The sequence below is a fragment of the Nocardia sienata NBRC 100364 genome (assembly GCF_001613205.1).
In the GTDB taxonomy this organism is placed as follows: domain Bacteria; phylum Actinomycetota; class Actinomycetes; order Mycobacteriales; family Mycobacteriaceae; genus Nocardia; species Nocardia sienata.
Map to the genome: position 1 here is coordinate 123619 of NZ_BDBX01000039.1, position 14127 is coordinate 137745.

The window sequence follows — 14127 nt, forward strand, 5'->3', positions numbered from 1 at the left end:
GTTGCCGCGTCGGGGCTCCCGGTCACGCTTGCGCGCGGGCCGCGGCCGCCGCATGCGCGTCGAGAATGCGGGTGAGCAGACCGACGAGCGTGCGCCGCTCGTCTGCCGAGAGCGCGGTGAGCAGTTCGTCCTGCGCCCGGTCCAGTCTACGGTCCAGGTCGTCGAGGTGGGCGTTACCCGGTTCGGTGAGGGTGACGATATTGCGGCGGCGGTCCTCGGGATCGGCGGTGCGATCCGCGAAACCGCGGGCGACCAGTTCGTTGAGAACCGCCACCATATCGCTGCGGTCGATACCGGTGCGACGCCCGAGTTCGGCCTGACTGGCTGCGCCGGCCTCCCGCAGTGTGGTGAGCACGGCGTAGTGGTATCGCCGTGAACCGGTATCGGCCAGCGCCTGTTCGGTGGCGCGGCCGGCGAGGAGCGCGGTCTGGTTGATCAGTCGCGTCGGCAGGGAACGCAACCTGCCGGGGACGTCCTCATGCGCGATCTTCATATCCGGAATCTAACAAGAAATTGTTGGCAACTCCCACGAAGACCGGCCGGGCCGGTTGCGGACCCGGCGCCGAGGGCGATGCCGGCCGCGCGGTGCCCGGGGCCGGTCAGCGTGTCGCCCACGGCGCGGCGATCAGCGTCTCGGCATCCTCGGCCGAGATCTCGATATCGAAGACCTCACTCAGCACCTTCGCCAACTCCGCGAGTTCCAGCTCCCGGGAAACACTCGTCCCGTCCGGATACTCGGTCGTCAGCGTGCGGCCGTCGAGCGTGTGGTGGACGCCGGGAAGGAACCGTTGCACGAACGGCCGCTGGGTGAACGGGGAGCGCGGCGAGGTGGAGACGAAATGGTTACCCACCTCATAGTCGATCCGGTACTGGGGGTTCAGCGTGAAGGTGTAGCGATCCACCCAGCCCGCGAACGCGAATTGGTACAGCACCCACTGGTCGCCACCCAGTTCGCCCGACGTGCGTTCGAGCCGGAACCGCCAGCCGCCGAGAGTGAATTCGTCCGGGCGTTCGACCAGCGGGTAGGGTTCGGACGGCCCTGCCCCGAACCCGACGTCGGCCAGCCACACCCGGTCGTCATCGGAGACGGTGATCCGCAGCAGCGCATGGGTGGCCGGACGCAACCCGCCCGACCCCATGGTGACCCGGCCGGACAGTCCGGTGACACCGAATCCGAAGCGCTCCAGCGCCGCCGCGAACACGGTGACGTTCTCGTAGCAGTATCCACCGCGCCGCCGCCGGATCAGCTTGTCCTGCAGAGATTCCAGATCCAGCGGCACCGGCCGCCCCAGCACCGCCTCCAGGTTCTCGAACGGCACCGCGGTGGTGTGCGCGGCCACCAGCTCGCGCAGCACGGCCAGCGTCGGAGTGCGCGGGCCGGTGTATCCGATCCGCGCCAGATACGCCTCCAGATCCAGTGCTTCGCCGTTCCAGTGATAGGCGGCATCGGCCGGCTTCGACATGTCATCCCTTTCGCCCGGGTACGCAACAAGCAACCGCGCGCATGCGCCGGATGTTCCGCACGCGAAGCGCACAGTGCCGCTACATGTCCAGACCCAGGTCCAGCACCCGGACCGAATGGGTCAGCGCGCCCACCGCCAGGAAATCGACGCCGGTGCGCGCGTAGTCCGCGGCCATGTCGAGGGTGAGTCCACCAGAGGATTCCAGCTTCGTCTCCGGTGCGACGGCATTGCGGCGCTGGACCGCGGCCTGGGTCTGCCAGAGCGGGAAATTGTCGAGCAGGACCAGTTGTACCTGTTCGCCGAGTACGGCGTCGAGCTGGTCGAGATCGTCGACCTCGACCTCGCATTCGATCTCCGGCGCGGCGGCGCGAACGGCCCGCAATGCCTCGACCACCGAACCCGCCGCGACGACGTGGTTGTCCTTGATCAGCGCGGCATCGCCCAGACCCATGCGATGGTTCACTCCACCCCCGGCGCGCACCGCGTACTTCTGCAGCGCGCGCAGACCCGGCAGCGTCTTGCGGCTGTCCCTGATCCGGCAGCCGGTGCCCTCGACCGCGTCCACCCAGTCGGCGGTGGCGCTGGCGATACCCGAGAGATGACACATCAGGTTGAGCATGGTGCGTTCGGCGGTGAGCAGGCCGCGGGTCGGCGCCACCAGTGCCAGCACCGTCTGTCCGGGCGCGATCCGGGTACCGTCGGGCACCCGCTCGGTGATCTCGTAGCCATCGGCGCCGATCACCTCGTCGAGCACCAGCAGCCCGATATCGATCCCGGCGACGGTGCCCGGCTGCCGGGCCACCACCGCGGCCTTCACCGCCGCGTCCGGGGGGACGGTGGCCGCGGTGGTGATATCGGGCCCGTAGCGCAGATCCTCGTCCAGCGCGGTACGGATGAGGGCGCGGACCTCCGCGGGATCCAGAGCGGAATCCAACGTCATTGCCTTCTCCTGGTTCTCGATCCGGGCGCACAGATGCCCGGGATCGCTTCGTCGGCGGACACCGGGCCGGCCGGATCCGACCGCGGGCGAGTCGTGCCCGCCGCGGCCACCCGACCGCTCACGACGGCGCCGCCAGCGGCGTCGGTTCGGCGACCACTCGCGGCGCCCCGCCCTCGTCGAGGCGGACCACGATCGGCTGAGCCGAGCCCGGCGCCGGTTGCGGATGATCGGAGCGGGTATGGCAGCCGCGGCTCTCGGCGCGCACTCGCGCCGCCAGCACCAGCGCCCGCGCTGTCACGGTGAGCGCGGCGTCCTCGACCCGGGCCACGGCGTCCGCGGGCGTCTCGGCTCGGGGCGCCGGTACGGCGGCCGCCGAGACGGCCGGTTCGCCGGCGCGCGCGGTGTCGAGCGCTCGGGCCGCCCGGGCCAGCCCGGTACCGTCGCGGACGACCGAAGCGTGCTCGGTCATCGTCTGCTGGAGCACAGGTCGCGGCAGCACCGGACGGCCCATTGCCGGACCACCCGTCACAGTCGCCGGTTCGCCCAGCCGCTCCAGCGCCGCGAGCCCCGCCCGCTCACCCATCACCAGGCCCTCGAGCAGGCTGTTGGAGGCCAGCCGGTTGGCTCCGTGCAGCCCGGTGCGCGCGACCTCTCCGGCCGCGTAGAGCCCGGGCACGTCGGTACGCCCGTGCAGATCGGTGATCACACCGCCGCACTGGTAGTGCGCGGCGGGCGCCACCGGGATGAGATCGCGGCGCGGGTCGATACCCGCGGTGCGGCAGGACATGGTGATCGTCGGAAACCGCCGGGTGAACTCGGGGACCTCCCGGGCGTCGAGGTATACGTGGTCGGCGCCGAGCGACCGCATTCGCGCCGCGATGGCCCGCGACACCACATCCCGGGGCGCCAGATCACCGCGTGGATGAACACCGGCGGTCACCGAGTCGCCCCGCGAGTCCACCAGGCGCGCCCCCTCGCCGCGCACCGCCTCGCTGATCAGTGGCTGCCGGCCGAAACCGTCGGGCGTGTACAGGACGGTGGGGTGGAATTGCACGAATTCCAGGTCCGCCACCGCCGCGCCCGCCCAGAGCGCCAGGGCAACACCGTCGGCGGTAGCGCCGGCCGGGTTGGTGCTCAACGCGTACAACTGCCCGAGCCCGCCGGTCGCGAGCAGCACCGCGGGCGCGTGCACGCGGCCGAGGCCGCGCTCGGAAACGGCGAGGACTCCCTGCACCCCGGACGCGTCGGTGACGACCTCGAGCACCGCGGTCCCGAACAGCACCGGCAGTCCGGCCGCCGACAGCGCCCGTTGCACTTCCGCACCGGTGGCGTCGCCACCGGCATGGATGATGCGGCGGGTGCTGTGCCCGCCCTCCCGGGTCCGCGAGACCTGCCCGTCCCGGCCGAGGTCGAAGACCGCACCCAGATCGGTGAGGGCGGCCACCGCGTCGGGGCCACCGGCGACGATGGAGCGCACCGCGTCGGGAGCGCACAGCCCGCCGCCCGCGGCGAGGGTGTCGGCGACATGGGAATCCACCGAATCCTCGTGCGGCGCGACGACGGCGATACCGCCCTGCGCGTATTGGGTGGCGGTATCGGACGGGCCACCCTTGCTCAGAATCAGCACCCGGGCCCCGGCCCGCGCGGCCGCGCGCGCGGCGGTGAGCCCGGCGACCCCGCCGCCGATCACGACGAGGTCGGCGGTGGCCTCCCACGGGCGGTCGAGTCGATCGGTCATCCCGTACTCCATGTCCGTCGCCGACGGTGTCACGCCCGGACCGGCGTCATTCGCCGCCGCCGGGAGTGCCGATCTCGATCATCCGCTGCACCGAATGCCGGGCCAGCGCCGCGGTCTCCGGGTCGACGTGCACCTCGTCGCGGTTGTCCTGGAGGCACCTCAGCAGCGCGGCCGGGGTGATCATCTTCATGTACTTGCAGGCGGCGCGCTCGTTCACAGCCCGGAAATCGATGCCCGGAGCGGCCTTGCGCAACTGATGCAGCATGCCCACCTCGGTCGCGACCAGCACCTGATTCGATTTCGCCGCGCGGGCGGCGTCGATCATGCCGCCGGTCGACAGGATGTGCACGCGGTCGGCGGGGAATTCGCCCTCACCGGCCAGGTACAGCGCCGAGGTCGCGCAGCCGCATTCGGGATGCACGAAGAGTTCCGCGTCGGGGTGCGCGCGGGCCTGCTCGTTGAGTTCGTCGCCGTTGATTCCGGCGTGCACGTGGCATTCGCCCATCCAGATGTGCATGTTCTCGCGACCGGTCTCGCGCTTGACGTGTGCGCCGAGGAACTGGTCGGGCAGGAACAGCACCTCGCGGCCGGGGTCGATCGAGGCGACCACGTCGACAGCGTTGGAGGAGGTGCAACAGATATCGGTGAGCCCTTTCACCGCCGCGGTGGTGTTCACGTACGACACCACCACCGCACCCGGGTGCTCGGCCTTCCAGTCGCGCAGTTCCTGGGCGGTGATCGAATCCGCCAGCGAGCATCCCGCGCGCTCATCGGGGATGAGCACGGTTTTCTCCGGGCTCAGGATCTTCGCGGTCTCGGCCATGAAGTGCACACCGCAGAAGACGATCGTCTCCTCGGGCGCCTCGGCCGCGATCCGGGACAGTGCCAGCGAGTCACCGACGTGATCGGCCACGTCCTGGATCTCGGGCAGTTGGTAGTTGTGCGCGAGAATGGTGGCGTTGCGCTGCCGGGCCAGGCGTTTCACCTCGGCCGCCCATTCCGGTGTCGCCTCGACCCCGGTGTAGCCCGACGGCCCGTCGCTGATCCGCTCCCGCAGTGCGGTACCCGGCGCCGGGGCCAATTCCGCTCCCATCGTCGCCATGGTCGCTCCTTCCTCCGCGCGATCGGCCCCTCTGCCGATTCGCACTCAACCAGGTTTTCGACTTATGATCGAAAACGTGGACCAGTTTAGCACCATCCATGAATCGCTCACCGCGGTGTTCCAGGTTCGCCACTTCCCCGCCGGAAACGCCGCAGGCCAGGGCGGCACACCGGCCGGCGACCGCCGTCCGCCTCGCCAGCAGCGGGAACTCGCGGTCCTGCTGTGGCAGCGCGCGCTGGACCCACAGCGCGGCACCTGGTCGCTACCCGGCGGCCGGTTACGCAACGACGAGGATCTCGATACCTCGGCGCGCCGGCAGCTGGCCGAGAAGGTGGACGTGCGCGAGGTCGACCACCTCGAGCAACTGTCGGTGTTCAGCGCCCCCGACCGCGTCCCCGGCCCGCGCCGGATCGCCTCGGCCTACCTGGGTTTGGTTCCCCTCACCGCCGACCCGCGCCTACCGGAGGACACCTCCTGGCACCGGGTGGCCGCACTACCGCAGATGTCGTTCGATCACGGCATCGTGGTCGAACACGCCCGGGCGCGACTGGCCGCGAAACTCTCCTACACCAATATCTCCTTCGCCCTGGCGCCGGATCGGTTCACCATGTCCACGCTTCGGGAGATCTACTGCGCCGCACTGGGTTACGACGTCGATACGACGAACCTGCAGCGGGTCCTGACCCGGCGCAAGGTGATCACCCCCACCGGGGACACCGCCGCCCCGGGACGAGCCGGCGGACGTCCCGCCTCGGTCTACCGGTTCACCGATTCCGGACTGCGCGTCACCGACGAATTCGCCGCGCTGCGGCCCCGCGCCTGACAGCACGACCCCGCCGCCCCGGCACGCCGGCCCGAACCAGCCGCGCCACGGCACCCGAGGCCGCCCACACGCCGCGCAACCAAAGGAGCCGGAGAGGGGCCGGCGTAGCGACCGCCGCGGAGCCGGCCGGCCGGGCAGCGGAGCCGCTCGCGCGGACCGGTATGCGCTCGCGCGGAGCGGGCAGGTCAGGTCCGCATCTGCGGCCGTGGTACCGGCTGCTTCTCCGGGCGCCGGGCCCCGCGGTCCAGTGGCCAGACGATCACCTCGACCACCCAGAACAGCAGCAGGAACACCGTCACCACCACGGTGGGGATCAGCAGGAACAGGATGGACCACACCGCGATCACCGTGAACACCGCCAAGGCCGCCGGGGAGATACCCTGCAGCCGGCTGCCGAACCGCACCGCCGCCCACATCATCCAGCGGCGCGGCAGCGAGACCGCGCATTCGCGCAGCGCCCGCCGGAACAACCCGTCGGCGTCGACCTTGCTCACCAGCTCCGAGCGGAGCAGATAGTCGTGCAGGATGGCCGCCCGCGTGTACACGCCGTAGCGGGGTATCAGCCATATCACCGGCCGCGGTACCGACGCGAAATCGGTCCGGAATCCGGCGGGTACTTCGAAATGCTCTGCCGCGCCCGCGTAACCCAGCGGTTCCCGGACCTTCCAGAACGTCCCATCGATCTCCTCGACCACGAGCGCACTGGTGAACCCCACGAAGCAATCTCCCTGTCGTGCCGTCGGATTCGCTCAGCCTACGACCGTCTGTGACAACCCCGCCAACCGGCCGCGCGACCGCGCCGCCCACCGGACCACCTGGTACCGGCCGGCCGCCGCCGCGACACAGCGGCCGGACCGCCACGCGCACCCGTCGTATGCCGAGCGCCGGCCGGCGCGTTCCGCAGGACTGCCGGCGGCTCACCGTGCAGCACGTTCGTGACGACGACCTGGAATGCGGGTGCCGCCGCCCGCGACAGCGGACCGATTGCCCAAGCGTGGGAGGCCGCGGCTGCGCGCCCGCCAGTTCAGCGCTGCGGGCTCGGCGGGGCGGCGGGCGGGCCGCCGGCGGCATCTCCACCGAGACCGGCGGGCGCACCGGCTCGGGCCGGATGGGCAGGCGCGGTGCCGGACGGGACGGGTTCATAGGCAACGCCGTCGCCCTCCGACTCGGCGTAGGGCTGGGGCCGGGAGTCGCCGAAGGCACTGGCGAAACCGGTCCCGAGATCCTCGGCCGGACTCAACCCGGCCAGCAGCAGAATCACCAGTCCGGCCAGCAGCGGCTGTACCACCAGCGCGAGCTGAGTGCCCAACTCCACGGGCAAAGCGACGATCTGACCGACCGGTGGATCATGAGGCCGCGGATTGTCCCAGGCGACAACCGCATTCCCGAACCACGCCATAATCCAGGCGCCGGCCACCGAGCCCAGCAGCAGCCCGGCGGACTGGAGCGGACCCCGCATCCGGCGCCAGCGCCAGGCCACCACCGCCGAGAGGAAACCGGTGACCGCCCCGGCACCGGTGAACAGCGCCGTCGCGTCGAACCGGTGCAGGCTCTCCCCGACCAGCGCCGCGCCGCGGCCCGGCTCGACCACCAGTACTCGTTCGGTCGGCGCCAGCAGACCCCACAGGGCCCCCACCAGCGCGCTCGCCAGTACCACCGCGAGCATCAGGACGAGGGCGGCGCGCACTTCACGACGTGTCCCGGCTCGGTTCCGCCCGGCCATCTCTACCGCCTTTCCAGGCGGGCGGAATCGATCCGCCCGTGCCGGGAGCAGGTCGCCCACCAGCCGTCGGGGTCGATCTGCACCACCATGCGGCGGCCGCAGTGCTCGCAGAACCGCGGCGGTTCCAGGCCCAGTTCCACCGCCCGGGCGATCGGTTCGTCGAGGCCGGGCACGATCGGCCGGCCCGTGAACGGGTTGTAGCGCGCGTCCATATCGCCGACAGTACTCATGGCCTCGGTCCTTCCCCGGCCGACATCGCCGATCAGAAGGTTTCGTTGAGCGCTTTGATCGGCATCTCGAGTTCGCCGAGCAGGTCCAGATCCTGTTCGGCGGGACGGCCGAGGGTGGTGAGGTAGTTGCCCACGATCACCGCGTTGATACCACCGAGGATGCCCTGGCGGGCGCCGAGATCGCCGAGGGTGATCTCACGACCACCGGCGAACCGCAGCAGCGTCCGGGGCAAGGCGAGCCGGAACGCCGCGACGGCACGTAACGCGTCGGCGGCCGGGAGGACCTCGAGGTCACCGAAGGGCGTACCCGGCCGCGGGTTGAGGAAGTTCAGCGGGACCTCGTCGGGCTCGAGTGCGGCCAGGTCGGCGGCGAATTCGGCGCGCTGTTCCAGGCTTTCGCCCATCCCGAGGATGCCGCCACAGCAGACCTCCATTCCGGCCGCGCGCACCATCCGCAGCGTATTCCAGCGTTCTTCCCAGCTGTGTGTGGTGACCACGTTCGGGAAGTAGGACCGCGCGGTCTCCAGGTTGTGGTTGTAGCGGTGCACACCCATCGCGGCCAGCCGGTCGACCTGATCCTGGGTGAGCATTCCGAGCGAACAGGCGACCTGGATGTCGACCTCGTTGCGGATGGCCTCGACTCCGGCGGCGACCTGGGCCATCAGCCGCTCGTCGGGGCCGCGTACCGCGGCGACGATGCAGAATTCGGTGGCGCCGGTCTTGGCGGTCTGTTTGGCCGCCTCCACCAGGCTCGGGATATCCAGCCAGGCCGCGCGCACGGGCGATTGGAACAGGCCGGACTGGGAGCAGAAATGGCAGTCCTCCGGGCAACCGCCGGTTTTGAGGCTGATGATGCCCTCCACCTCCACCTCGGGACCGCACCACTTCATCCGCACCTCGTGGGCGAGTTCGAGCAGAGGTTCGAGACGGTCGTCGCCGAGGCGGAGGACGGCGAGGGTCTGCTCCCGGGTCAGCCCGATTCCGCGCCCCAGGACCTGGTCCCGTGCCAGGGCCAGCACATCTTCGGTGGTCGCGGCGGTATCGGGTGTCCCGACGGGTGCCTGTGTCACGGGCGGATCCCTTCGTCCGAAAGGTATTTCCTGGTTCCGCTCTGCGCGGATCCCGGGAACTTGAACGGTGTTCAGGACAGGGTAGCGCCAAAGCTTGAACAGTGTTCAGGCTGGGGTAGCGTCAGAGTGAGTCAGCGATATCGGGAGGTCCGCACCGTGCAGTTACACCGGGACGACGTCGTGGACGGCGCCATCGCCATCCTCGACCAGTACGGCCTGGCCGACCTCACCATGCGCCGGCTCGCCGGGGCGCTGCGGGTCCAGCCCGGCGCGCTGTACTGGCATTTCCCGAACAAACAGGCCCTGCTCGGCGCCGTGGCGGACCGGATCCTCGCCCCGATGGAGCAGCCGGTGCGCGCCGGCGACTGGTCGGGGGCACTGGCCGAACTGGCCCATCGACTGCGCGACTGCCTGCTCACCTACCGGGACGGCGCGGAACTGGTCTCGGCGACCTACGCCTCCCGCCTGACCACCAGCAAGGGCCGGGAACGGCTCGCCGCCGCGGTCATCCGCGCCGGGATCCCGCGCGCGGAGGCCGAACTCGCCGCGTACACATTGCTGTACTACGTGCTCGGGCACACCGTCGACGAACAGTCCCGGTTGCAGATGGACTCCGCCGGCGCCCTCGCCGCGGAGACCGGCGTTCTCGCCGCGTCCGAGGATCCGACGGCCCGCTTCGATTTCGGCCTGCAACTGTTCACCGCCGGTATCCGGCACCGCCTCGGCGCCGAGACGCGCTGACCACAGCGGGGCGCGAGACCCCGACCGAGGGACACTCGACACCACCTTGAACACCGTTCAAGTATGGTGCCCCCGTGACCCCCGATCCACTGGCCTGGCTCGACGACAACGCCGCCGCGCGCACGACCGCCGGACTACGACGGCGCCTACGACCGCGCCCGGCCGGCGCGACCGGCCTGGATCTGGCTTCCAATGACTACCTCGGGCTCGCCCGGCACCCCGAGGTGATCACGGGAGCCGTCGAGGCCGTGTACCGGTGGGGCGCGGGGTCCACCGGTTCACGGCTGGTCACCGGGACGACCACCGACCACGAACTTCTCGAATCCGAACTGGCGGAATTCACCGGATTCGCGGCGGGGCTGGTGTTCGCCTCCGGCTACGCCGCCAACCTGGGCGCCGTCACCGCGCTGGCCGGGCGGGGTTCGCTGATCGTCTCCGATGCCGGCTGCCACGCCTCCCTCGTGGACGCCTGCCGGCTGTCCCGCGCCCGGGTGGAGATCGCCCCACATCGCGATGTCGGCGCGGTACGCCGGCTGCTGGCCACTCGCGACGAGGAACGCGCGGTGGTACTCACCGATTCGGTGTTCAGCGCCGACGGCGACCTCGCACCGCTGGCCGAACTCCACCGGGTGACCCGCGCCCACGGCGCGGTACTTCTCGTCGACGAGGCGCACGGGCTGGGTGTTCGCGGCGACGGCGGACGCGGACTCGTTCACGAGACCGGTCTGGCCGGCGAACCCGATGTGGTGGTGACCGCGACCCTGTCCAAAGCCCTGGCCGCCCAGGGCGGTGTGGTTCTCGGCGCCGAGCGGGTCCGGGCGCATCTGATCGACACGGCGCGCACCATGATCTTCGACACCGGCCTGGCGCCGGCCGCCGTGGGTGCCGCCCGCGCCGCGCTGCGGATCCTGCGCCGGGACAGCGGACTTCCCCGGCGCGTGCTGGACCGTGCGGCCGAGATAGCCCGGATCGCCGCTGTGCCCACCCCTGATTCGGCGGTCGTCCCAGTGGTGCTGGGCGACCCCCGGGTCGCCTACGAAGCGGCGATGGCCTGTCGCGAACAAGGCCTGGAGGTCGGCTGTTTCCGGCCCCCGTCGGTGCCGGCGGGCACATCCCGCTTGCGGATCACCGCCCGCGCCGACCTGTCGGCCGCCGACCTCGCCACCATCGCCGCCGTACTGACCCCGGTCCTCGACCGGGCCCGCGGCACGGGGGCGGTGGCGAGATGACTCTGCTCTTCGTCACCGGCACCTCCACCGAGGTCGGCAAAACCGTCACCACCGCGGCGCTGGCCGCGGTGGCCCGCGCGGCCGGCCGCGAGGTCGCCGTCTGCAAACCCGCGCAGACCGGTATCGCCCCCGGCGAACCCGGTGATCTCGCCGTCGTCACCGCACTCGCCGGAGTGACCCGGACCGTGGAACCGGCCCGCTACCCCGAACCGCTGGCCCCCGCCACGGCCGCCCGCCGCTGCGGCACCCCGCTGCTCACCCTGGCCGAAACCGCCGCCGCCATCACCGGTCTCGGGTCCGCCGACCTGGTACTGGTGGAAGGCGCGGGCGGACTGCTGGTCCGGCTCGGCGAATTCACCCTGCTCGATCTCGCCCGGGAACTGGCGGCCCCGGTGCTGGTGGTCGCCGCGCCCGGTCTCGGCACCCTCAACCACAGCGAACTCACCACCTGGGCGCTGCGGCAGGCCGGGGTGGAATGCGCGGGCCTGGTGGTGGGTTCGTGGCCCGAACGACCCGACCTCGCGTCCCGGACCAACCGCGCGGATCTGCCGCGGGTCACCGGCGTCGAACTCGTCGGTGCCGTACCCGCGGGTGCGGGCTCGTGGAGCCCGCGGCGTTTCCGGGCGGCGGCCCCGGGTTGGTTCGACCGGCACTGGGCCGCGCGGTATCTCGGAGCGGCCGGTACCGGACCCGACATTCGCCCACCGATCGCCGCTTCGGCTCCCTAGAGTCCGGATATGACCACCACGCGCCCGCACCGGACCGGCGAACCCGATCCCGCCGATGCCGCGACCGCGCCGCTGTGGCGGGCAGTGCAGGCTTTCCGGCTGGTCACCCTGCTGTACGCGGTGGGCCAGCAGATCGCCTCCGTGCGGTACTACGAGAACCAGCGGTTGAGCTGGGTTCTCATCGCGCTCATGGTGCTCTGGTCGGGAGTTTCGGCGCTGCTGCTCGCCCGGTGGCACACCCCCGAGACCGCGCGCATCCGCACGCTGGTGGTGGCCGGCGACCATGTCGTGGTCCTCGGCCTGATCACGGCGACACCGCTGGTCGCCGACTACGACTGGTACCACGGACATCAGCCCCTGCCCACCACCATGTGGTCGGCGAACGCGGTGATCTCGGCAGCCATTCTGCGCGGGCCGGTCGCCGGAATCGCCTCGGGTCTGGCCGTCGCGGCGACCATCATCACCATGCGCCAGCAATGGGGGCAGGACGTGTGGGCCGATGCCACCGCCCCGGTACTGGTCTCGGTGGGCCTGGCGCTGGGGCTGGCCGCGAATACGGCGCGACGCGCGCAGGAGCAGCTCCAGCGGGCGGTGCGGCTCACCGCCGCCGCCGAGGAACGGGAACGACTGGCACGGCAGGTGCACGACGGTGTCCTGCAGATCCTCTCCTACATCAAACGACGCGGCACCGCGATCGGCGGCCCGGCCACCGAACTGGCCCAGCGCGCCGGGGAACAGGAGATCGCGCTGCGGCGGCTCATCTCCGAACAAGGCGCCGCGCCCGGCGGTGACGCGGCCACCGTGGATCTGCGCCCCCTGCTCACCGCATACGCCGCGCCGGACGTGGTGGTCTCGACCCCCGGCGACCCGGTGCGGCTCGGCCGCTGGACCGCCGAGGAAATCGCCGCCGCCGTCGCGGCCGCTCTCACCAATGTCGAGTTGCACGCGGGCCCCGCGGCCCGGGCGTTCGTCCTACTGGAGGATACCGGCCCGGAGCTGATCGTGAGTGTGCGCGACGACGGGGTCGGGATCGCGCCCGGCCGGCTCAGCGAGGCCGAGAACGAGGGCCGGATGGGAGTGTCGCGATCGATCACCGGCCGGATCGCGGCCCTGGGCGGCACCGCCGAACTGCTCACCGCGGCCACCGTCGGTGAAGGCACCGAATGGGAGTTCCGCATCCCGCGCGGCTGACCTGTTCCGCGTGTTCACCACGCCGGCGTATCCCGCGACTCTGGCACTATGAGGACGGCGCGAACGCGGAAGGAGCGGCGGCGTGACCGGACAGGCGACGGAAGCGATTTCGGTGATGGTGGTCGACGACCACCCGATCTGGCGCGAAGGGGTGTCCCGCGATCTCACCGAGGCCGGTTTCCGGGTGGCCGCCACCGCCGAGGATGCCGCGACCGCCACCCGCCGGGCCGCCGCCACCCGGCCCCAGGTGGTGCTGATGGATATGCAGCTGCCCGACGGCAACGGGGCACTGGCCACCGCCGAGGTGTTACGAGTGTCCCCGGCGAGCCGGGTCCTGGTGCTCTCGGCGTCGGGCGAACGCGACGATGTGCTCGAGGCGGTGAAGGCCGGGGCCTCCGGCTATCTGGTGAAGAGCGCCTCCGCCGCCGAACTGGTCGCCGCGGTCCGCGCGACCGCCGCCGGGCAGGCGGTGTTCACCCCCGGGCTGGCCGGCCTGGTCCTCGGTGAGTACCGCCGGATGGCCACCGCCCCCGCCGATCCCGGCGCACCGCACCGGCCCGCGCTCACCGACCGGGAGACCGAAGTGCTGCGGCTGGTCGCCAAAGGCCTGTCCGCCAAGCAGATCGCGACCCGTTTGGATCTGAGCCATCGCACGGTCGAGAACCATGTGCAGGCCACCCTGCGCAAATTGCAGCTCGCCAACCGGGTCGAGCTCACCCGCTACGTGATCGAACAAGGCCTCGACGATCCGGAATTCGGGTAGATCCCGGCACCGGCCCGAGTAGTCCTACTCATCCGCGCCGCCCGGTGGCCGCCGACCATCGAGGTATGACGACTTCGATCGATCCGGCGCTGGTCGCCCGTCTGTCCGGCGCGTTCACCTCGGTCTCCGGCGATTTCTCCACGCTCGCCGGCGATTTCACCACGCTCGGCGGTCGGCTGAGCAGCCTCGGCCGCGATCTGGAGACGCTGCACCGGCAGGTACAGACCGCGGCCGCAGCGCAGTCGGAGCCCGGAACCGCCGGTGCGGCCGCGTCCCGCCCCGCGGCAACGGAGTTCGCGGAACCCGCCGCACCGCCGCCCCCGGCGCCTGCCACCGCACCGGACGCGGCGGGGACGCCCGGTGCGCGGGCCGGCGGGACCGCGGGG

15 protein-coding genes and 1 pseudogene are annotated in these 14127 nt (G+C 71.3%); 7 read left to right on the plus strand and 9 right to left on the minus strand.

Annotation, left to right across the window (positions count from 1 at the left end):
- Nucleotides 1-22: 22 nt before the first annotated feature.
- From NS4_RS21570 to nadA, 5 genes are all read right to left on the minus strand, one after another.
- The gene (locus NS4_RS21570) at nt 23-493 is read right to left on the minus strand and encodes a MarR family winged helix-turn-helix transcriptional regulator (protein WP_063061325.1); all 471 of its coding nucleotides are present in this window, start codon (nt 491-493) and stop codon (nt 23-25) included.
- Between the two features lie 106 nt (nt 494-599).
- Nucleotides 600-1463 carry an arylamine N-acetyltransferase family protein gene (locus NS4_RS21575; protein ID WP_063061326.1) on the minus strand — a complete coding sequence of 288 codons (864 nt, stop codon included), beginning with the start codon at nt 1461-1463 and terminating at the stop codon, nt 600-602.
- Between the two features lie 79 nt (nt 1464-1542).
- The gene (gene nadC, locus NS4_RS21580) at nt 1543-2403 is read right to left on the minus strand and encodes a carboxylating nicotinate-nucleotide diphosphorylase (protein WP_063061327.1); all 861 of its coding nucleotides are present in this window, start codon (nt 2401-2403) and stop codon (nt 1543-1545) included.
- A 118-nt stretch (nt 2404-2521) separates the two neighbouring features.
- Nucleotides 2522-4141, minus strand: coding sequence for an L-aspartate oxidase (locus NS4_RS21585; RefSeq protein ID WP_063061356.1), 1620 nt, complete (start codon nt 4139-4141; stop codon nt 2522-2524).
- 46 nt (nt 4142-4187) lie between these two features.
- The gene (gene nadA, locus NS4_RS21590) at nt 4188-5243 is read right to left on the minus strand and encodes a quinolinate synthase NadA (RefSeq protein ID WP_063061328.1); all 1056 of its coding nucleotides are present in this window, start codon (nt 5241-5243) and stop codon (nt 4188-4190) included.
- A 64-nt stretch (nt 5244-5307) separates the two neighbouring features.
- Between nadA and NS4_RS21595 the strand changes: the two genes are divergently transcribed.
- Nucleotides 5308-6066 (plus strand): NUDIX hydrolase, encoded by a 759-nt coding sequence (locus NS4_RS21595; protein ID WP_063061329.1) that lies wholly within the window; start codon nt 5308-5310, stop codon nt 6064-6066.
- A gap of 185 nt (nt 6067-6251) precedes the next feature.
- Here the strand turns inward: NS4_RS21595 and NS4_RS21600 are convergent, their stop codons facing one another.
- The 4 genes from NS4_RS21600 to bioB all read right to left on the minus strand — a co-directional run bounded on the left by NS4_RS21600 (nt 6252) and on the right by bioB (nt 9089).
- Complete coding sequence (locus NS4_RS21600) at nt 6252-6782, minus strand: DUF1353 domain-containing protein (RefSeq protein WP_063061330.1); 531 nt, start codon at nt 6780-6782, stop codon at nt 6252-6254.
- A gap of 308 nt (nt 6783-7090) precedes the next feature.
- Nucleotides 7091-7789, minus strand: a complete 699-nt coding sequence (locus NS4_RS21605) for a DUF2567 domain-containing protein (RefSeq protein WP_084487569.1) — start codon at nt 7787-7789, stop codon at nt 7091-7093.
- 2 nt (nt 7790-7791) lie between these two features.
- Entirely contained in the window at nt 7792-8019 is a 228-nt protein-coding gene (gene bsaP / locus NS4_RS21610; RefSeq protein ID WP_063061331.1) for a biotin synthase auxiliary protein BsaP, read from the minus strand.
- Between the two features lie 32 nt (nt 8020-8051).
- The gene (gene bioB / locus NS4_RS21615) at nt 8052-9089 is read right to left on the minus strand and encodes a biotin synthase BioB (RefSeq protein WP_063061332.1); all 1038 of its coding nucleotides are present in this window, start codon (nt 9087-9089) and stop codon (nt 8052-8054) included.
- A gap of 156 nt (nt 9090-9245) precedes the next feature.
- Here bioB and NS4_RS21620 point away from each other — a divergent pair, with 156 nt between their 5' ends.
- From NS4_RS21620 to NS4_RS21645, 6 genes and pseudogenes are all read left to right on the plus strand, one after another.
- Entirely contained in the window at nt 9246-9830 is a 585-nt protein-coding gene (locus NS4_RS21620) for a TetR/AcrR family transcriptional regulator C-terminal domain-containing protein (protein ID WP_063061333.1), read from the plus strand.
- A 74-nt stretch (nt 9831-9904) separates the two neighbouring features.
- On the plus strand, nt 9905-11059 hold the full coding sequence (locus NS4_RS21625) for an 8-amino-7-oxononanoate synthase (RefSeq protein ID WP_063061334.1): 1155 nt from the start codon (nt 9905-9907) through the stop codon (nt 11057-11059).
- On the plus strand, nt 11056-11787 hold the full coding sequence (bioD, locus tag NS4_RS21630) for a dethiobiotin synthase (RefSeq protein WP_063061335.1): 732 nt from the start codon (nt 11056-11058) through the stop codon (nt 11785-11787). The genes NS4_RS21625 and bioD overlap by 4 nt, the downstream gene beginning before the upstream one ends.
- 9 nt (nt 11788-11796) lie before the next feature.
- The gene (gene macS / locus NS4_RS21635) at nt 11797-12978 is read left to right on the plus strand and encodes a MacS family sensor histidine kinase (protein WP_063061336.1); all 1182 of its coding nucleotides are present in this window, start codon (nt 11797-11799) and stop codon (nt 12976-12978) included.
- A 115-nt stretch (nt 12979-13093) separates the two neighbouring features.
- On the plus strand, nt 13094-13741 hold the full coding sequence (locus NS4_RS21640) for a response regulator (RefSeq protein WP_063061337.1): 648 nt from the start codon (nt 13094-13096) through the stop codon (nt 13739-13741).
- A gap of 65 nt (nt 13742-13806) precedes the next feature.
- A pseudogene (locus NS4_RS21645) lies at nt 13807-14127 on the plus strand (hypothetical protein); the annotation flags it as partial.

Bases quoted from the DNA above. Each gene is read 5' to 3' on its own strand.
- NS4_RS21570 (WP_063061325.1), bottom strand. From the start codon at position 493: ATGAAGATCGCGCATGAGGACGTCCCCGGCAGGTTGCGTTCCCTGCCG.
- NS4_RS21575 (WP_063061326.1), bottom strand. From the start codon at position 1,463: ATGTCGAAGCCGGCCGATGCCGCCTATCACTGGAACGGCGAAGCACTG.
- nadC (WP_063061327.1), bottom strand. From the start codon at position 2,403: ATGACGTTGGATTCCGCTCTGGATCCCGCGGAGGTCCGCGCCCTCATC.
- NS4_RS21585 (WP_063061356.1), bottom strand. From the start codon at position 4,141: ATGACCGATCGACTCGACCGCCCGTGGGAGGCCACCGCCGACCTCGTC.
- nadA (WP_063061328.1), bottom strand. From the start codon at position 5,243: ATGGCGACGATGGGAGCGGAATTGGCCCCGGCGCCGGGTACCGCACTG.
- NS4_RS21595 (WP_063061329.1), top strand. From the start codon at position 5,308: ATGATCGAAAACGTGGACCAGTTTAGCACCATCCATGAATCGCTCACC.
- NS4_RS21605 (WP_084487569.1), bottom strand. From the start codon at position 7,789: ATGGCCGGGCGGAACCGAGCCGGGACACGTCGTGAAGTGCGCGCCGCC.
- bsaP (WP_063061331.1), bottom strand. From the start codon at position 8,019: ATGAGTACTGTCGGCGATATGGACGCGCGCTACAACCCGTTCACGGGC.
- bioD (WP_063061335.1), top strand. From the start codon at position 11,056: ATGACTCTGCTCTTCGTCACCGGCACCTCCACCGAGGTCGGCAAAACC.
- macS (WP_063061336.1), top strand. From the start codon at position 11,797: ATGACCACCACGCGCCCGCACCGGACCGGCGAACCCGATCCCGCCGAT.
- NS4_RS21640 (WP_063061337.1), top strand. From the start codon at position 13,094: ATGGTGGTCGACGACCACCCGATCTGGCGCGAAGGGGTGTCCCGCGAT.